Here is an 18412-nt window from a genome sequence, read left to right on the forward strand (position 1 = left end):
TCATACATCCGGCACAGGATAGAAATCCTGCGCAAAAAAGTCCTGTGTTCCATCCCGCGCCTTGGCCCGCTGATAGGCGGAACGCGCCTTCAGCCGATCCCAATAGGCCAAGAGCCCCGGAAATTCGTCAATCCGTGCGTAATATTGCGCCAACTCAAAGGTATAGGCGCACATGATGTCTGCGGTCGAAAACCCCGACGCCAACAGAAAATCACCCGCGATCCGCCCCTCCAGCGCGCCCAGCGCCGCGCGCAGCCGTGCGGTCAACAGCTTGATCACCACGGGCGAGGCCTGAGCCGGGTCGCGCAGAAACACGCGGTTCAGGTTCAGATTTTCGACAAGACAGCCGATCGTCTCAGAATAGGCCATCATCTCCAGGTATTGCGCCCGCTCTGCATGCCCGGGCAGCGGCTGCAACCCCGCCTCTGGGTGAAGCTCGGTCAGGATCTGAAGGATCGCCGCGCTTTCGAAAAACACCTCGCCCTTATATTCCAACGCCGGCACGCGCCCGGCAGGTGAAATTGCCAGAAACTCCGGTGTTCGCAACGACCCGTCACGGATCGAGTAATAGGCGACGTCATAGTCCAGCGCCAATTCCTCCAGCATCCACATCACCCGCAACGACCGCGCGAGCGGCACATGATGCAACCGGATCATGCGGCTGCCTCGTCGTCTTCTTCCTCCAACCGGATAAGCGCGGCACCTGCGGTCACCTGATCCCCGGCGGCGACCAGCACCTCTGCCACCACACCATCGCGCGGCGCGGTCAGCGCATGCTCCATCTTCATCGCCTCCAGCACGGCCAGACGGTCACCGGCGCTGACCTTGGCCCCTGCTGCAACCTCGACCCGCTGCACCAATCCCGGCATCGGCGCTTCGATAACGGACGCATCGCTGCCCGCCGCCGCTGCCCGATCCAGCGCGCGGATCACACGGTATGCGCGCCCGTAATCGGCAAACACCGTCACCACGTCCCCCGCCACCGCAAAGGGCCAGGCGCGGCTGCCATTCAATGTCCAGCCGCCCGGTGCGCGCAGGCATTCCACCAGGTGGCCGTCAATCTCAACCAGACAATCCCCCGGACCCCGCACCATCAAGCGCAGCTGATGACGCGTCTCGCCCTCGTCCAGCACCATGACCCGCCAAAGCGGCTGCCACAGGTGGAACCCGGTGTCCCAACCGTCGCTCTGCCACAACCCGGCCTCGATCAGGGCGGCCTGCGCCAACGCACTGCGGTTCTCTGCCGGAACTGCGGTCAGCGCGTCAATCTCGCGCCCGATCAGCCCGGTGTCGACCTCCCCCCGGCCAAAGCCCGCATGCCCCGCCAAGGCGCCCAGAAACGCAAGGTTGGTCACCGATCCCGCCACTTCCGTCCGCGCCAGCGCCTGCCGCAGCCGTTTCAGCGCAATCTCACGCGTCGGGCCATGGGTGATCAGCTTGGCAATCATCGGATCATACCAGGGGCTGATCTCGTCACCCGAACGCACGCCGGTATCGGCCCGCGCGCCCGCCGGAAACCCCAGATGCGTCAGCGTGCCGGTGGCAGGCAGGAACCCGGCTGGCACATCCTCGGCATAGAGCCGGGCCTCGAAAGCATGACCGTTGATCGCCAGATCTTCCTGCCGGGTATCCAGCGGCTCGCCCGCTGCCACCCGCAATTGCCATTCCACCAGGTCCACACCGGTGATCATCTCGGTCACGGGATGTTCCACCTGCAAACGCGTGTTCATCTCCATGAACCAAAACCCATCGGCGCGCAGCCCGTCCGAGCCATCGACAATGAATTCCACCGTGCCGGCACCACTGTACCCAATGGCCTCCGCCGCGCGCACCGCCGCAGTGCCCATCGCGGCGCGCATCTCTTCGGTCATGCCCGGCGCCGGGGCTTCTTCGATCACCTTCTGATGACGGCGCTGCAAGGAACAATCGCGCTCAAACAGATGCACAGCGCGCGTGCCATCGCCAAACACCTGCACCTCGATATGGCGCGGCTTGGTGACAAACTTTTCGATCAGCACCGCATCATTGCCAAAGGCGGTACGCGCCTCGGCCCGCGCGCTCTCCAACGCCCGGTCAAAGTCCGACGCAGCCTCGACCAGCCGCATCCCCTTGCCGCCGCCGCCCGCCACCGCCTTGATCAACACCGGATAGCCGATCTCCTCGGCCCGCGCCTGCAACCCGGTCTGATCCGCCCCGTGATAGCCCGGCACCACCGGCACACCGGCCTTCTCCATCAGCGCCTTGGCCGCATCTTTCAGCCCCATCGCCCGGATTGCCTCCGCCGAGGGGCCAATAAACACCAATCCCGCCGCCACGACCGCATCAACGAATTCCGGGTTCTCGGACAGGAAACCGTATCCGGGATGAATGGCCTGCGCGCCGCTGGCCAGGGCCACCTCGATGATCCGGTCACTGCGCAGGTAACTGTCGGCCACCGCCGCGCCGCCAATGCAATGCGCCTCATCCGCCATCGCCACATGCGCCGCCCCGGCATCCGCCTCGGAATAGACCGCCACGCACCGCACACCCAGCCCCTGCGCCGTGCGCATCACACGACAGGCAATCTCGCCCCGGTTCGCAATCAGGATCGTGTCAAACATCGCTTATTCCTTCCCAATCCGCAGGTCTTCTTCTGTTCAAAAATATCCCGGGGGAGTCGCCCCGGCGACGGGGGCAGAGCCCCCAATTTCTTACATCCGGAACACGCCAAAACGTGTCTCCTCGATCGGGGCGTTCAAGGCCGCATTCAGGCTGAGTGCCAGCACGTCGCGTGATTTGCGCGGGTCAATGATCCCGTCATCCCAAAGCCGTGCGCTGGCATAAAGCGGATGGCTCTGTTCCTCGAACATGTCGATCGTCGGTTGCTTGAACGCGGCCTCTTCCGCTTCGCTCCAGCTCCCGCCGGAGCGCTCGATCGCGTCGCGTTTCACCGTCGCCAGCACGCCCGCCGCCTGCGGTCCGCCCATCACCGAAATCCGGCTGTTGGGCCAGGTCCACAGGAACCGCGGCTGATAGGCCCGCCCCGCCATACCGTAATTGCCCGCACCAAAGGAGCCACCAACCAACATGGTGATCTTGGGCACCGAGGTGCTGGCCACCGCCGTCACCATCTTGGCGCCATGCCGGGCGATGCCCTCGTTTTCATATTTCCGCCCGACCATGAAGCCGGTGATGTTTTGCAGGAACACCAGTGGCGTTTTCCGCTGCGAGCACAATTCGATGAAATGCGCGCCCTTTTGGGCGGCTTCGGAAAACAGCACGCCATTGTTGGCGATGATGCCCACCGGGCAGCCGCGCACATGGGCAAACCCGGTCACCAGCGTTTCGCCAAACCGGGGTTTGAATTCATCAAAGCGGGATCCATCGACCAGCCGGGCAATCACTTCGCGGATGTCATAGGGTGTGCGCAGATCCGCCGACACCACGCCAAGGATTTCTTCCGGGTCATAGGCCGGTTCTTCGCTGGTCTCCAAGGTCAGGCTGCATTGGTTCCGGGCACCGCCCAACGATCCCACCGCACGCCGCGCCAGCGCCAGCGCATGGGAATCGTCCTCGGCCAGATAATCCGCCACCCCCGACAGGCGCGTATGCACATCACCACCGCCCAGATCCTCGGCGCTCACCACCTCGCCCGTGGCGGCCTTGACCAATGGCGGACCCGCCAGAAAGATCGTACCCTGTTCGCGCACAATGATGGTCACATCCGACATCGCCGGCACATAGGCACCACCAGCGGTACAGGACCCCATGACAACCGCAATCTGGGCGATCCCCTTGGCCGACATCCGCGCCTGATTATAGAAAATCCGCCCGAAATGGTCGCGATCCGGGAACACCTCGTCCTGATTGGGCAGGTTCGCGCCGCCGCTGTCGACCAGATAGATGCAGGGCAGATGGTTTTCCTCGGCGATCTCCTGGGCACGCAGGTGCTTCTTGACCGTCATCGGATAATAGGTGCCGCCCTTCACCGTGGCATCATTGCAGACCACCATGACCTGACGGCCCATGACCCGGCCAATGCCGGCAATCGCCCCGCCACCCGGCGCGGCACCACCGTACATGCCATGCGCAGCCGTGGCCCCGACCTCAAGAAACGGCGAACCGGGATCAAGCAGGTTTGCCACCCGGTCGCGCGGCAACATCTTCCCCCGGTCAAGATGGCGCTGGCGCGATTTTTCACCGCCGCCCGCCATCGCGGCTTCTGCCGCTTGCCTGACGATATCAAGGCTCTCCAGATGCGCGGCCCGGTTTGTCTTGGCCACATCGGACCCGGCAACATACGTCGTTTGCAGTTTCATTTTCCGTCCCTCTCAGGTGTCGCTACGCGGCTATTGGGGTCACTTGTCATTTCTGGCCGATTGATTTTTGGGCCGACTGAATTCCTGGGCCAACTCATTGTTCGGGCCGCAGCCGGGGCCGCACAGGCGGCGGTGGGTTGACCCAGCCGATCTCGACCGCCGGGGCCACCAGATCCAGATATCGCGCCACTTCCCAGGCCAGAACCGCGTTTTGCAACCGCGTGTTCGCCTCGCGGGCCTCGCACCACACCTGCAAAACCTCGGTCGACCCGGCGCAATCCGGTCCCGCCGATGTGCCCCGCGCCAGGGCAAATGCCCGCGCATAAAACGGCACCGCCCAATGACCGTCCCAAACATCTGTGTCGAACGCCACGGCGTCCGGTTTCGGCAAATGGTTCAGCACCGCGACGCTCAGATTGTCCTGCCTGTCGACCAGTTGCTTCTGACAGGGGATCGGGGCTTCGGACCGATCACAGGACACAATGCCAACCGATCCGCAGTAATAGACCCCCTGCACCCCGGCGATCGAAAACTCTTCCGCGCCGCCTTCGCGTCGGTGCAGCCAGGTCAACGCGCGTTCAAAGCGCGCGATTTCGATATCCATACAGGTGGCAAAATCTGGCAGGCGGTCACGCTCTTGCGCGGTGCTGCCTGTGGCGATCACTGCGCAAAACGCGGCGGTCAGAAACGTCCGAACCCTAAGCCTCATCCGCCACCTCCGCCGTGGCCCAGGCCTTGAGCTCCTTGCGAATGACCTTGCCGGTGACCGTCATCGGCAAGGCGGCGACCAGCGACAGTTCCCTGGGATAGGAATAGCTGGCCAGCCGATCCTTGACCCATTGCTGCAATGCGCCCGGCTCTGTCGTCACGCCCGGTTTCAACACCACATAGGCTTTGACGATCTCATGCCGGATCGCATCGGGCTTGCCGACCACACCACAGGTGGCAACGCCGGGATGGGTCATCAGACAATCCTCGATCTCGGCCGGACCAATGCGGTAGCCGCCCGAAGAGATCACATCATCCTCACGCCCGACAAAGCGGATGTAGTCGCCTTCGATCTGCCCGCGGTCGCCGGTCAACATCCAGTCGCCGCGAAACTTTTCCGCCGTTGCTTGCGGGTTGTTCCAATAGCGCAGCATCATCGACGCCGCCCCCCGGCGCACGGCAATGTCACCTTCGCCTGCGGTTGGCGCGCCAGCCGCATCAACAACCGCAACCTCACAGCCCGGCACGGCCCTGCCGATGACACCCGGCACCGGGTGGAAAAGGCGCCCGCAAGAGGACACCACCATGTTGCATTCGGTCTGGCCGTAGAATTCGTTTATCGTCAGGCCAAAGGCCCCCTGCCCCCAGGCCAGCATCTCTGCGCCCAGCGGCTCGCCACCCGAAGCGACACTGCGCAATCCCGGGATCGCGACATCCGCCGCCTTCAACATGCGCAAGGCCGTTGGCGGAAAGAACACGTTGCGCACCCCGCCCTCCTGGCAAATGCGCAGCGCCTCTTCGGGGGTGAATTTGGCCATACGGCAGGCCACCACCGGCACGCCCAGCGCCAGCCCCGGCATCAGCACATCGAACAACCCGCCGATCCAGGCCCAATCCGCAGGCGTCCAAAGACAATCGCCCCGCCCATCATCCGGTTGACCCAGAAAATCATGGCTCATCTCTACACCGGGCAGATGTCCGCGCAGCACCCGATGTCCATGCAAAGCGCCCTTGGGCTTGCCCGTGGTGCCGGAGGTATAGATCAACACCGCAGGCGTCTCCGGTCCGGTCGCGGCAAACGCCACCGGCGCGGTCGCAGACGCGGGCAGCGCATCGACCAGAACCGGCACCGCCAAATCCCCAAGCAACGCCGCCCCCGGTGCATCCGTCACCACCAAGGACAGACCGGCATTGCCAATCCGGCTGGCCAATGCATCCTGTTTGAACAATTTGAACAGCGGCACCGAAATCGCGCCTATGGCCCAGATCGCCAGATGCGCCGCCGCGCACCAGGGATCCTGCCCCAGCAAGACGCCAACCCGGTCGCCCGGTGCCACGCGCCCCTCCAGATGGCCCGCCACCCGGGCCACTATATCGCGCAACGCGCCAAAAGTCACATCACGGCGCACACCATCCGACAGGTCGATAATGGCCAGGGTCTCATCCGACCGGGCCAGGATCTGCTCTGCCATGTTCAGCCGTTCCGGCAGATCCCAATGGAATCCGCCGTACATGACCTCATATGATTTCGCCGTGGGCAACATCAGCGCATCGCACCCATCATTTCGCGCCCGATCAGCATACGCCGAATTTCCGATGTGCCAGCCCCGATTTCCATCAATTTGGCATCGCGGAAGATGCGCGCCACCGGGGTTTCGTTCATGAAACCGGCGCCGCCCATGGCCTGCACCGCCTGATGCGCCACCACCATCGCCTCTTCGCTGGCATAAAGACAGCAAGCCGCCGCATCCTGACGGGTCACCTGACCGCGATCACAGGCCTTGGCGACCTCATAGACATAGGCGCGTGCCGAATTCATCTTGGTGTACATATCGGCGATCTTGCCCTGCATAAGCTGGAACGACCCGATCGGCTGGCCGAATTGCTTGCGCTCGGCCAGATAGGGCATGACCTCATCCAGACAGGAGGCCATGATGCCGGTGCCGATCCCGGCCAGCACCACGCGTTCGTAATCCAGACCGGACATAAGAACGCGCACGCCGCGCCCCTCCTCGCCCAGAACATTTTCGAACGGCACTTCGACATCTTCGAAGATCAGTTCAGCGGTGTTGGACCCGCGCATCCCCAGCTTGTCAAAATGGGCAGAGGTGCTGAACCCCTTCATCTCTTTTTCGACGATGAAGGCGGTGATCCCCTTTGATCCCGCATCCGGGTCGGTTTTGGCATAGACCACCAGCGTATCGGCGTCCGGGCCATTGGTGATCCAGAACTTGTTGCCATTCAACACATAGCGATCATTGCGCTTTTCGGCCCGCAGGCTCATCGAGACCACATCCGATCCGGCCCCGGCCTCGCTCATCGCGAGCGCACCGATATGTTCGCCCGACAGCAAACGCGGCAGGTATTTCGCCCGCTGCGCATCGCTGCCGTTCAGCTTGATCTGATTGACGCACAGGTTGGAATGCGCGCCATAAGACAGGGACACGCTGGCCGAGGCCCGTGCAATTTCCTCGACCGCGATCACATGCGCCAGATACGACATGCCCGCGCCGCCGAATTCCTCTGACACGGTTACGCCCAACAGGCCCAATTCGCCCATTTCGCGCCACAGCTCATTCGGGAATGCATTGTTGGCGTCAATTTCCGCCGCCATCGGGCGCACCCGATCCTGCGCCCATCGGTGCACCATATCACGCAACGCATTCACATCTTCGCCCAGGTCGAACGCCATCACCGCGTTGAACATCGTGCTTGCCTCCCAGTAAATGAACAACTGTTCAATAAATGCCACATCGGCTGCCCTGCGTCAATCCCCGTCGCCCGGCTGGACCACGCAGCCCCTGCAGCCGTCGCTGTTGACGGACCGTCGGGAGCACCCGACAATGAAAGGATTGCACGTAATCATTTAAGGACCAAAGACATGCGGGACTTTTTCTTTGCCGCCATCGCGAGCCTGTTGATGACCGGCGCGGCCTCTGCCGCCGAATGGCGGTTTCTGGGCCCGAACGGAGAGTCGTCTGATGGATATTCCCTAACTGAATCATCGGCCTGCACCCATCGGCTGAGCGGGCAAATCGAAAAGGGCGATAGCGCGCTGATTCAGGCCGACATTGAGCAGACGACCAAATTCTATGTGACGGGCGGGCTACAACTGGCACTTGTTCCGCGAATCCCACCGGATGCCGGCACACCAATGGCCCGGGATCTGAGCCGTGACGAAACCAAATTGCTGCAAAGCGCCCTGGCCCAGAACGGGTTTTATTCCGGGGCCATTGACGGCGTAGCAGGTTCGGGGACACAGGATGGGTTGCGGCGGTTCATCGGATACCGCGAACGCAATCTGGATCTCATGGCCCCGCTCGAGGCGCTGGTGATCGTGCTTGTCACATCGCGCCAGAAAGTGCCGGATTACATCCTGACGGAATTGGGCATTGATCGCAGCCTCTTTGAAACCTACGCGCAAGATCTGGATTTCTTTGTCTGTCTCGACAGCCCCGGCGGCGTCCTGACCGAAGGTGTGAACCTGGCCGCGCTGTTCAAGGATCAGCATATCCCAACCAAGATCGAAGCCGATGCCGTCTGTGAATCCGCCTGTGCGCTGGCCTTTATGGGTGGCACCCAAGGATATTCCGAAAGTGGCGTTGCCGTCATGCGGGTGTTGCATCCATTGGGGCGGCTTGGGTTCCACAGTCCCGCGCTCGACATTGCTGCCGGGCAATACAGCCAGGACAACGTGGAAAAAGCGTTTCAATTGGCGCTGGAGGCCATCGCCATGATAAACGAGCAACTTACCTCGCAAAGCGAAGGCACCGAACCTTATCTCAAACCTTCGCTCCTGTCGGCGCTCTTGCGCACCCCGGCCAGCACGATGTTGTATGTCGATACCGTGGACCGGGCCGGACAATGGAGCATTGATGTCGGGCCCATACGCGATCTTCCCGCCGTCAGCGACAAGACCCTGACCCGGTCCTGTATTCAATCCGTGCAATGGGCCCAGGACCGAAGCGCCTTTGACACGGTCTACAGCTATGACAACCCGCTATATATCAGCAAGAAGCCGGACGGGCGCACCGCCGTGCTTTATGGCGAGATGCAGGAATTGGAATGCCTCTACCGGATCACACCGCAAAACGGTCTGCCAAAATATGAGGCTGAGCTGCCACGGCATGTCACGGGGCGGTTTTCGGCCTTGTCCTATTTTTCGGCTGACACGCCCCTGCGGCATCTGGCCCGCCGGTGATCGCCCAAACCATTTGGCCGCAGGATCGTGCGGCCAAATGCGGATCGCGTCACCCGGCCTGAAAAACCGCCGCCACCTCTGCCCGGATGATCCGCGCAATCAGGGCACAATCCTCTGTCGAGAAGGTCAGCGGCAGGCGCATATCGACGATACCGCGCAAGACCCGGTCGCTGGTCGGCATCGGCTCTGACGCGGCATACCGCCAAGAGTCGTAGCGCGAGGTGAAGGCCACCGGCTCTGCCCCGCCAAACCATTTCAGCTCGACGCCACGCGCGCCACAGCGGCGCAGCACCTCGGCGATTGCGGCCTCGGACCAATCCAGCAGCAGGAACTGGATCGACGAGCCGACAAATCCCTCGCCCGCGCGCCGCGCCACCCGCGTCAACCCCGGCGTGTCGCGCAGACCGGCCTCGACCACGCGATAGCGTTCGTTCCAGCGATCAACCTGTTCCGGCAGCCGCGCCAATTGCGGGCGCAAAATAGCCGCGCGCAGATGATCCATCCGGCCCGACACATTTGGCGTGTCATATTTGATTTGTTCAAACACCTCTGGCGCGGGCGCGGCAAGGTGGCGGTCATACAGCATATATGACCCCGACAGCATCACCGCCCGGGCCATGACCATATCATCATCAGACACCAAAAACCCGCCTTCGCCGGCATTGATGTGTTTATAGGTTTGGCAGGAATAACAGCCCACAACGCCATGCCGCCCCGACGGCACGCCGCGCCAGGTCGCCCCCATGGTATGGGCGCAATCCTCGATCACGGTTACATCCGCCGCGTCGCATAGCGCCATCAGCCGATCCATGTCGCAGATATGGCCGCGCATATGGCTGAGCAGCAGCACCTTGGCCTGATCCAGCTTGGCAGCCAGATCATCAAGATCAATCACCAGCCCCTCGGTCACGCCGACAAAGACCGGCACCGCGCCGATGGACGCAATCGCCCCCGGCACCGGCGCCAGCGTAAAGGCATTGGTCAACACGCGATCACCCGGCATCACCCCCACCGCGCGCAGCGCACAGGCCAGCGCATATCCGCCGGACGCCACCGCAAGGCAGTATTTCGCACCGGTCAGATCCGCAAATTCCTGCTCCAGACGCGACACCGCGCCCGGTTCATCGCCGACAAGGTTATAGCGATGCAAACGCCCGCTGCGCAGAACCTCAATCGCCGCTTCGATCCCCTCTTCCGGGATCGGCTCTTGCTGGGTGAAATTGCCGGTAAATCGCTCACTCATGGTCTAGCTTCGCACTCCACCAAACGTCAGGCCAGCCATGCCGCCCGGCCGCTTCATTACATATCGTCTTTTATCAAGCCGCAGACAATTTGATGCAAATCATCATAGTCATGCAGTAATGCCTCGGGCTGCAAGGCAGCCATATCTTCGCCCGACGGACCGAAAGTGACCAGCACACAAGGCACGCCCGCCGCCCGCGCGGTTTCGCGGTCGGTGTCACTGTCGCCAATCAACACCGATTGCGCCACCTTGCCCCCGGCACGCTCTACCGCCGCGACATAAGGCGCAGCATCGGGTTTGCGCACCGGCAGGGTATCCGCCCCGACAAGCGACCCAAACAGATCCCGCACCCCAAGCGACACAAGCAATTTATCGGCCATCGCTTCGGGTTTGTTGGTACAGACCCCCACCCGGAATCCATCAGCCAACAGCGCCTTGATCGCGGCAATTGCGCCGGGATAAAGCACCGTCTGATGGTCCAGCGCGCGATCATATTCCGACAGAAGACGCGGATACCATTGCGCCACCGCCGCCGCGTCATCCCCCCGGCCCATCCGCGCCAGCCCCAGCGTCAGCATCGCCCGCCCGCCGCGCAGCGCCGTACCCGCATCGCGCACAGGGTCCAGCACGTCCCCCGCGCCCATGTCCCGAAAACAGGCATTCGCCGCCGCGATCAAATCACCACTGGTATCCGCCAAAGTTCCGTCAAGATCGAAAATCACTGTCCGCATAGGGCACCCTTCCTGACACAAACCGCAATCCAACGTGAGGATCGCCACCTTGCGAGTTTCAATTCAGCGGATAAAACGGGGGCGAGGCAATTACAAAGAGAAAGCGCAATGAGCATCGCACTTGTCATTCTGGCCGCCGGTAAAGGCACCCGGATGCGTTCCGACCTGCCAAAAGTTCTGCACAAGGTTGCCGGCGCGCCCCTTCTGGCCCACGCCATGCAGTCCGGTGCCGCGCTGGAACCCGACCGCACAGTGATCGTGACCGGTCACGGCGCGGATTTGGTGGAAACCGCCGCGCGGGACATCGACGAAACAGCAACCTGTGTCGTGCAATCGGAACAACTGGGCACCGGCCATGCCGTGCTTCAGGCGCGCGACGCGCTGGCCGGGTTTTCCGGCGATGTGATTGTGCTTTATGGCGACACGCCGTTCATTGGCCCCGAAACGCTTGCCGCCATGGCCGAGGCACGGAAAACCCATGACGTGGTTGTGCTGGGATTTCAGGCGGCTGATCCGGGCAAATATGGCCGGTTGGTCATGGATGGCGACGCGCTGCAACAGATCGTCGAATTCAAAGACGCGGGCATGCGCGAACGCGCGATTGATTTCTGCAATTCCGGGGTGATTTCCGCCGACGCCGAGACGATGTTCACCCTGCTTGATCAGGTTGGCAACGACAACGCCTCTGGCGAATATTATCTGACGGATATTGTCGCCCTCGCCCGTGCTGCCGGGCTGAGCGCCACTGCGGTCGCCTGTGACGAGAGCGAGACAATGGGCGTGAATTCCCGCGCCGATCTGGCCGTGGCCGAAGCCGCGTTTCAAACCCGCGCCCGCGCAGAGGCGCTGGAAAATGGCGTGTCCCTTGCGGCGCCTGCCACGGTCTATTTCGCCTTTGACACCTACATCGGCCCGGATACCGAAATCGAACCGAACGTGGTGTTTGGCCCCGGTGTGACGATTGAAAACGGCGCACAGATCCGCGCCTTTTCACATCTTGAGGGGTGCCATGTGTCGCGCGGCGCAATTGTTGGCCCTTACGCCCGCCTGCGCCCCGGTGCCGAACTGGCCGAAGATGTGCGGGTCGGCAACTTTGTCGAGATCAAGAATGCGACGCTGGACGCTGGGGCCAAGGTCAATCACCTGTCATATATCGGCGACGCACATGTCGGCGAAAAAACCAACATCGGCGCGGGCACGATCACCTGCAACTATGACGGGGTTTTCAAGCACCGAACAGAGATCGGTGCACGGGCCTTCATCGGGTCGAACACCATGCTGGTTGCCCCGGTCAAAATCGGCAACGAGGCGATGACCGCAAGCGGCACCGTGGTGACCAAGGACGTGCCCGATGCCGCCATGGCCATCGCCCGCCCGGAACAGGTCAACAAACCGGGCCTGGCACGTAAATTGTTCGAAATGTTAAAATCCAAAAAGGCCAAACAGGCCGGAGGCACCGAGTAATGTGTGGTATTGTCGGGTATCTTGGCGGGCATGAAGCCGCCCCAATCCTGGTTGATGCGCTAAAACGGCTGGAATATCGCGGCTATGACAGCGCCGGGATCGCAACGGTGCATCAGGGTCGGTTGGATCGGCGGCGCGCGGTGGGCAAGCTGGTCAACCTGTCGGATCGGCTGGTGCATGAACCTCTGGCGGGGCGCTCCGGGATCGGGCACACCCGCTGGGCCACCCATGGCGCCCCGACCGAGGCCAACGCACACCCCCATAATGCCGGCAAGGTTGCCGTTGTGCATAACGGCATCATCGAAAACTATCGCGCCCTGCGCGAGGAACTGGCCGCAGCCGGGCTTAGCTTTGCCACCGACACCGACACCGAAACCATCGCATTGCTGACGCGGTTTTACATGGATCAGGGCAAATCCCCGGTCGAGGCCGCCTTTGCCACGCTAGACCGGCTGGAAGGGGCCTTTGCGCTCGCGTTCCTGTTTGACGGCGAGGCCGATCTTCTGGTGGCGGCGCGCAAAGGATCGCCGCTGGCGATTGGCCATGGTGACGGCGAGATGTATGTCGGCTCTGACGCGATTGCGCTTGCGCCGCTGACCGACCGCATCACCTATCTCGACGAAGGTGACAGGGCGATTGTCACCCGCACCAGCCTGGAAATCCGCGACGCCGACGGGCAACTGGTCAACCGTCCGGTCAAGACGGTGAAACTGGATGCCGCCAAAGTCGACAAGGCGGGCTATAAACACTACATGGCCAAGGAAATCGCCGAACAGCCGGCAGTGATCCAAAATGCCCTGGCCGAATATCTGACCGCCGATGGAAGCGCGCTGGTCTGGCCGGACAACCTCCCCGACTTTTCCAAAATCGACCGCATCACCATGGTGGCCTGTGGCACGGCGTTTTACGCCTGTCTGACCGCGAAATACTGGTTCGAACAGATCGCGCGCCTGCCGGTCGAGGTCGATGTGGCCTCGGAATTCCGGTATCGCGAACCGCCGATCCCAAAAGGCACCGCCGCCCTGTTTGTCAGCCAATCGGGCGAAACCGCCGATACGCTTGCCGCGCTGCGATATGTACGTGGCAAAGCCGATCATGTGATGTCGGTGGTCAATGTTCCCGAAAGCTCGATCGCGCGGGAAAGCGATGTGGCCCTGCCCATCCACGCCGGTGTCGAAATCGGCGTCGCCTCGACCAAGGCCTTTACCTGTCAATTGACCGTGCTGCTTTTGATGGCACTCAAGGCCGCCCATGACCGCGGCACGATGGACACCCCGCAGCTTCAGGACCGGCTGTCGCAGCTGCGTGCGTTGCCCGGCCAGATCAATGACGCCCTGACCCAAAGCGACGCGTTGCGCGACATTGCCTATGATCTGTCCAAAGCCAAGGATATCCTGTTCCTTGGCCGGGGCCTTATGTATCCCATGGCGCTTGAAGGCGCGCTGAAGCTAAAGGAAATCAGCTATATACACGCCGAAGCTTATGCATCAGGCGAGCTGAAGCACGGCCCCATTGCCCTTGTTGATCCGATGGTGCCGGTGGTGGTGATGGCGCCCTGTGACGCGCTGTTCGACAAAACCGTGTCCAACATGCAAGAGGTCATCGCCCGTGGCGGCAAGGTGGTTCTGATCACCGATGCCCGGGGTGCGGCGCGCGGCAGCGGCGATGTCTGGCACAACCTGACCCTGCCAACCGTGCCGGATCTGTTGACCCCGATCCTCTATGCCATCCCGGCACAGCTGCTTGCCTATCACACCGCTATTGCCAAAGGCACGGATGTCGACCAGCCTCGTAACCTTGCAAAATCTGTCACGGTGGAATGATCCATGGCCAAACAATTTCCGGCGATTGAGGCGGCACATCAAACCATGATCGAGGCGCAGCATGTCTTTTTCTGCGCCACTGCGGCGACGACGGGCCGGGTCAACCTGTCCCCCAAGGGCATGGACAGCCTGCGGGTTCTGGGGCCGAACCGGATCATTTGGTTGAACCTGACCGGATCGGGCAATGAAACCGCCGGGCATCTGGCCGAAGTGCCGCGCATGACGCTGATGTGGTGTTCCTTTGACAAACGACCGCAGATCCTGCGCACCTATGGCACCGCGCGCAGCGTACATCGCAATGATGCCGATTGGCCGGAATTGATTGCCCATTTCGGCGACCGGATCGACGCCCGCCAGATCTTCGACCTGTCGGTCGAGATGATCCAGACCTCCTGTGGCTATGCGGTGCCCTTCATGGATTTTGCCGGCGAACGGGACACGCTGACGCGGTCCAACACATCCAAGGGCGCGGAGGGCATGCGCGATTACTGGGACACGTATAATCGCGAAACCATTGATGGCCTGCCCACCGGCATTGATGCGAATTTACAATGACGCCTGAGGCCGCGCTGGACGCGATGAAGGCCCATATCGAACCGGGCCGCGCCGAAGGGTCCGCCGCATATCACAAGGTGCCGCGAGCGTATCTGGGCGTGCCAAACCCGGCTTTGAACGAGTTGACCACCGCTTGGCGCAGGACGTTGACGCTGGCCGAACGTGTGGCGCTGGCGGATGCCTTGTGGAAAACCGACATTCACGAAGCCCGCATTGCGGCGGCAAAACTTCTGACCCAGGCGCGCATCCGCCCCGATGATGCGGTTTGGGATCTGATCCTGTCGTGGGTGGCGGATTTTGACGCCTGGGCCATTGCCGATCACGCCTGTATGGCGGCGCAAAGACGCCTGACCGCCGATCCATCCCGACTGGATCGGATCGAAACCTGGACAAGATCCGATCACATGTGGACCCGGCGCGCGGCGTTGGTGGCCACCCTGCCCTGGACAAAACTGCGCCACCCCAAACCGGATGACATTGCCCGACGCGACCGCATCCTTGGCTGGGCCGCGAGCTATGTGGAAGACAAGGATTGGTTCATTCAAAAGGCCGTGGCCTGGTGGCTGCGCGATCTGTCGAAACATGCGCCCGACGCCACAGAGGCCTTTCTTGCCCTGCATGGGGACCGGATGAAGCCATTCGCCCGCCGTGAAGCGGGCAAATACCTCAGTTCCTGAAGACCAAAATCTCTGGCAGCCCGGTCAGCGGCGCTTCGATCAACCGCATGGCCGCCAGCGAAATCCGGCTGCCAGCCATGGCCGGCCCGTCAATCGGTATCAGATCGACCTGCGCAGATTTGCCAGAGCCGGGAAATTCCACCCGGCCCTTGGTCGCGGCAGTCACCAAGGGCGTTTCCAGCCAGAACCCCGGCCGCGCCGGATCACCAAGTGACGCCACCGTGGACCCAAGCGCCGTCTCGCCACCGCTGGCAGGCACTTCCGCGGCCTTTTCACGGTCTTGCGCCGTGGTCGTGTCAAAATCTTCGGCAGAAACCGCATCTTCCGGCGGCCGTGTGGCGGGGGCAATACTGCGCGACGGATCCTGGGTGTCGGCCTCTTCCACAGCGGCCGTATCGCGATCGCGCGGCTGCAACATCCCACCAAACCCGCCTTTGTCACCGCAGGCAGACACCAATAAAAGCGCCACCGCGCCGAGGATCAAACGTTTTGTCATGGCCCCATCCATACGCCTTTGGTCGCCCCCGTCAACGCCACATTCCCCTTGTTCGGCGGGGTGCCGCACCCTACCTTACCGGTCATGACAGTCAAACTCATCGACCCGTTTCAACGCCCGATTTCCTATCTCAGGGTCTCGGTCACCGACCGCTGCGATTTCCGCTGTGTCTATTGCATGGCCGAGAACATGACATTCCTGCCGAAAAAGGAATTGTTGACGCTGGAGGAGCTGGACCGCATGTGCAGCACCTTCATCGGCCTCGGGGTCGAGAAACTGCGCATCACCGGCGGTGAACCGCTGGTGCGCCGCGACATCATGACGTTTTTCCGCGCCATGACCCGCCATCTCGACAGTGGCGCGTTGCAGGAACTGACCCTGACAACCAATGGCAGCCAGCTGGAACGATTTGCCGATCAGCTGTTTGACGCCGGTGTCCGCCGGGTGAACGTGTCGCTGGACACGCTGGACGAAGACAAATTTGCCCGCGTCACCCGCTGGGGCCGCCTGCCCCAGGTGTTGCGCGGCATTGATGCGGCCCAGGCTGCGGGGCTGCGGTTGAAAATCAACGCCGTGGCCCTAAAAGGGTTCAACGAGGATGAGCTGTTCACCCTGACGGAATGGTGTGCCAGCCGCGACATTGACCTGACGTTTATCGAGGTCATGCCAATGGGGGATCTCGGCAATGAAGACCGCATCGGCCAATATTGGTCGCTTGACGATCTGCGCGGCCAACTGGCCCAGAACTACACCCTGATCGACCTGCCCGAGCGCACCGGCGGCCCGGCACGTTACGTGCAGCTTCAGGAAAGCGGCCAGAAAATCGGCTTTATCACGCCCCTGACCCATAATTTCTGTGAAAGCTGCAATCGCGTGCGGCTGACCTGCACCGGGGAATTGTTCATGTGTCTTGGCCAGGAGGACAACGCCGATCTGCGCGCCGCCCTGCGCAACCATCCCGACAGCAATGTGCCGCTAGAGGCCGCGATCCGCGATGCAATCTCGCTCAAGCCCAAGGGCCATGATTTCGACTATTCCCGCCAACGCGCCGATGGTCAGGTCAGCCGCCACATGAGCCACACAGGCGGCTGATCCGTCGCGGCGCCGCTGACCGGAAACCCGGGGCCCCGCCCGGACCCTGCCCAGACCCCGGTCTTCTTCTCTTTTTAAAATACGCAAATCCGACCCCCGAACCAGGACCAGAGCCAGTGTTCTGCGTTTTCTTTGGGCTCCGGCGCGGGGGCATCTTTGGTCAGGCCCGGTTTTATTAGATCAGGCCCAGTCCGGCCCCAAATCCGCACGCGCGCGATCAATCCAATGGTCCCGCAACCAGCCACAGGGTTTGGAATAGCGAATGAACTGGCCGGTATAGCCATCCACCGCATCCGGCATCTTGGGGCGGCCATGAAAACACACCACCCGCGCCTTATCCGGCAGCCGCGGTGACATCAGGTAATTGCGCGGAAACGGGTTGCAATCATACTTATAGCTCACCACCCATTCGCCGGGGATATAGTCAAACACCCCGTTGTCCATCGCCTTGTGCGAGGTATAGCGCTGCTCTGACCCGCGGGCCTTTTCCACCTCGTCATATGGGTTGGCCGCCAGATCGCGGTACAGAAATCCATGCTCGCCCGGATCAAACCGAAACACCGATCCATGGCCGGTGGGGCGACCTTTGCGCTTTTCTGTCCAGTCATGGCGCATGGCAATCTTGCCCGGTGACATCTGCCAGATCGGCGTCAGATCGCCGGTGATCACCACGTCCAGATCAAACCCAAGCACCGGCCCTTCCAGATCAGGCACCAGATCGGGGCGAAACAGCGACACCTTGCGCATTGCACCCTGCCGGTTGGCCACCGCCAGCGCAGCATTCATCGGCTCCGAAAAGGGTTCAACCGGCAGGTCGAGCACTTCGATATCCGGGTGCAAGCCGTCGGTTTCCTCGGTCATGCAGAAAAACCGCACCGGGGCGTCGATATTGCGCCGCACCCCAGAGTACAGCCGATTGACATATTCCGGCCCGAACAAGGTGCCCCATTTGATGCACATGATATTGGCGACCACGGGCGACTCCTTTTTCTGTTGCCTGCGACTTAGCGCGTATTGCCGCTGCATACCAGTCGGGCGCGACATTTCTGCACAGCAGCATTTATTGTGCAGGTGCAGAAATCCTGCTACGTTCGTTAGCGCTAACTTATACTGTGACGAAGGGG

16 protein-coding genes are annotated in these 18412 nt (G+C 61.9%); 6 read left to right on the top strand and 10 right to left on the bottom strand.

Annotated elements, in window-relative coordinates; all coding sequences use genetic code 11:
* The 6 genes from AC0L4F_RS08920 to AC0L4F_RS08945 form a co-directional block, all read right to left on the bottom strand.
* Positions 1 to 657, bottom strand: coding sequence for a glutathione S-transferase family protein (locus AC0L4F_RS08920; protein ID WP_244687496.1), 657 nt, complete (start codon positions 655 to 657; stop codon positions 1 to 3).
* Positions 654 to 2600: an acetyl/propionyl/methylcrotonyl-CoA carboxylase subunit alpha gene (locus AC0L4F_RS08925; RefSeq protein ID WP_244687498.1), complete on the bottom strand. Its 1947-nt coding sequence runs from the start codon at positions 2598 to 2600 to the stop codon at positions 654 to 656. Before AC0L4F_RS08925 ends, AC0L4F_RS08920 begins: the two co-directional genes overlap by 4 nt.
* Positions 2601 to 2690: 90 nt before the next feature.
* Positions 2691 to 4298 carry a carboxyl transferase domain-containing protein gene (locus AC0L4F_RS08930; protein WP_244687501.1) on the bottom strand — a complete coding sequence of 536 codons (1608 nt, stop codon included), beginning with the start codon at positions 4296 to 4298 and terminating at the stop codon, positions 2691 to 2693.
* Positions 4299 to 4392: 94 nt separating this feature from the next.
* The gene (locus AC0L4F_RS08935; protein ID WP_244687503.1) at positions 4393 to 5007 is read right to left on the bottom strand and encodes a hypothetical protein; all 615 of its coding nucleotides are present in this window, start codon (positions 5005 to 5007) and stop codon (positions 4393 to 4395) included.
* Complete coding sequence (locus AC0L4F_RS08940) at positions 4997 to 6520, bottom strand: AMP-binding protein (RefSeq protein ID WP_244687505.1); 1524 nt, start codon at positions 6518 to 6520, stop codon at positions 4997 to 4999. Before AC0L4F_RS08940 ends, AC0L4F_RS08935 begins: the two co-directional genes overlap by 11 nt.
* A gap of 29 nt (positions 6521 to 6549) precedes the next feature.
* Entirely contained in the window at positions 6550 to 7713 is a 1164-nt protein-coding gene (locus AC0L4F_RS08945; RefSeq protein WP_244687689.1) for an isovaleryl-CoA dehydrogenase, read from the bottom strand.
* A 174-nt stretch (positions 7714 to 7887) separates the two neighbouring features.
* Here AC0L4F_RS08945 and AC0L4F_RS08950 point away from each other — a divergent pair, with 174 nt between their 5' ends.
* Positions 7888 to 9207, top strand: coding sequence for a peptidoglycan-binding protein (locus AC0L4F_RS08950; RefSeq protein ID WP_244687507.1), 1320 nt, complete (start codon positions 7888 to 7890; stop codon positions 9205 to 9207).
* A 49-nt stretch (positions 9208 to 9256) separates the two neighbouring features.
* On the opposite strand, the gene AC0L4F_RS08955 is transcribed toward AC0L4F_RS08950, so the two are convergent.
* Both AC0L4F_RS08955 and AC0L4F_RS08960 read right to left on the bottom strand, forming a co-directional pair.
* Positions 9257 to 10450, bottom strand: coding sequence for a DegT/DnrJ/EryC1/StrS family aminotransferase (locus tag AC0L4F_RS08955; RefSeq protein ID WP_244687510.1), 1194 nt, complete (start codon positions 10448 to 10450; stop codon positions 9257 to 9259).
* Between the two features lie 56 nt (positions 10451 to 10506).
* A complete protein-coding gene (locus AC0L4F_RS08960) occupies positions 10507 to 11181 on the bottom strand; it encodes an HAD-IA family hydrolase (RefSeq protein ID WP_244687512.1) in 675 nt (224 codons plus the stop codon).
* Positions 11182 to 11289: 108 nt separating this feature from the next.
* Here AC0L4F_RS08960 and glmU point away from each other — a divergent pair, with 108 nt between their 5' ends.
* The 4 genes from glmU to AC0L4F_RS08980 are packed head-to-tail and all read left to right on the top strand — an operon-like array spanning position 11290 to position 15700.
* Positions 11290 to 12645 (top strand): bifunctional UDP-N-acetylglucosamine diphosphorylase/glucosamine-1-phosphate N-acetyltransferase GlmU, encoded by a 1356-nt coding sequence (gene glmU, locus AC0L4F_RS08965; RefSeq protein WP_244687515.1) that lies wholly within the window; start codon positions 11290 to 11292, stop codon positions 12643 to 12645.
* A complete protein-coding gene (gene glmS / locus AC0L4F_RS08970) occupies positions 12645 to 14468 on the top strand; it encodes a glutamine--fructose-6-phosphate transaminase (isomerizing) (protein ID WP_244687517.1) in 1824 nt (607 codons plus the stop codon). Before glmU ends, glmS begins: the two co-directional genes overlap by 1 nt.
* A gap of 3 nt (positions 14469 to 14471) precedes the next feature.
* Positions 14472 to 15023 carry a pyridoxamine 5'-phosphate oxidase family protein gene (locus tag AC0L4F_RS08975; RefSeq protein WP_244687519.1) on the top strand — a complete coding sequence of 184 codons (552 nt, stop codon included), beginning with the start codon at positions 14472 to 14474 and terminating at the stop codon, positions 15021 to 15023.
* The gene (locus AC0L4F_RS08980; protein ID WP_244687521.1) at positions 15020 to 15700 is read left to right on the top strand and encodes a DNA alkylation repair protein; all 681 of its coding nucleotides are present in this window, start codon (positions 15020 to 15022) and stop codon (positions 15698 to 15700) included. Before AC0L4F_RS08975 ends, AC0L4F_RS08980 begins: the two co-directional genes overlap by 4 nt.
* Here AC0L4F_RS08980 and AC0L4F_RS08985 read toward each other — a convergent pair.
* Complete coding sequence (locus AC0L4F_RS08985) at positions 15690 to 16196, bottom strand: hypothetical protein (RefSeq protein ID WP_244687523.1); 507 nt, start codon at positions 16194 to 16196, stop codon at positions 15690 to 15692. The two genes, AC0L4F_RS08980 and AC0L4F_RS08985, sit on opposite strands and share 11 nt — an antisense overlap.
* Before the next feature lie 84 nt (positions 16197 to 16280).
* Between AC0L4F_RS08985 and moaA the strand changes: the two genes are divergently transcribed.
* Positions 16281 to 17288 (top strand): GTP 3',8-cyclase MoaA, encoded by a 1008-nt coding sequence (moaA, locus tag AC0L4F_RS08990; protein WP_244687525.1) that lies wholly within the window; start codon positions 16281 to 16283, stop codon positions 17286 to 17288.
* Positions 17289 to 17468: 180 nt separating this feature from the next.
* Here the strand turns inward: moaA and AC0L4F_RS08995 are convergent, their stop codons facing one another.
* Positions 17469 to 18314 carry a glycosyl transferase gene (locus AC0L4F_RS08995; protein WP_473446299.1) on the bottom strand — a complete coding sequence of 282 codons (846 nt, stop codon included), beginning with the start codon at positions 18312 to 18314 and terminating at the stop codon, positions 17469 to 17471.
* Positions 18315 to 18412: the final 98 nt, after the last annotated feature.

Source organism: Marinovum sp. J2-8 (assembly GCF_055808435.1).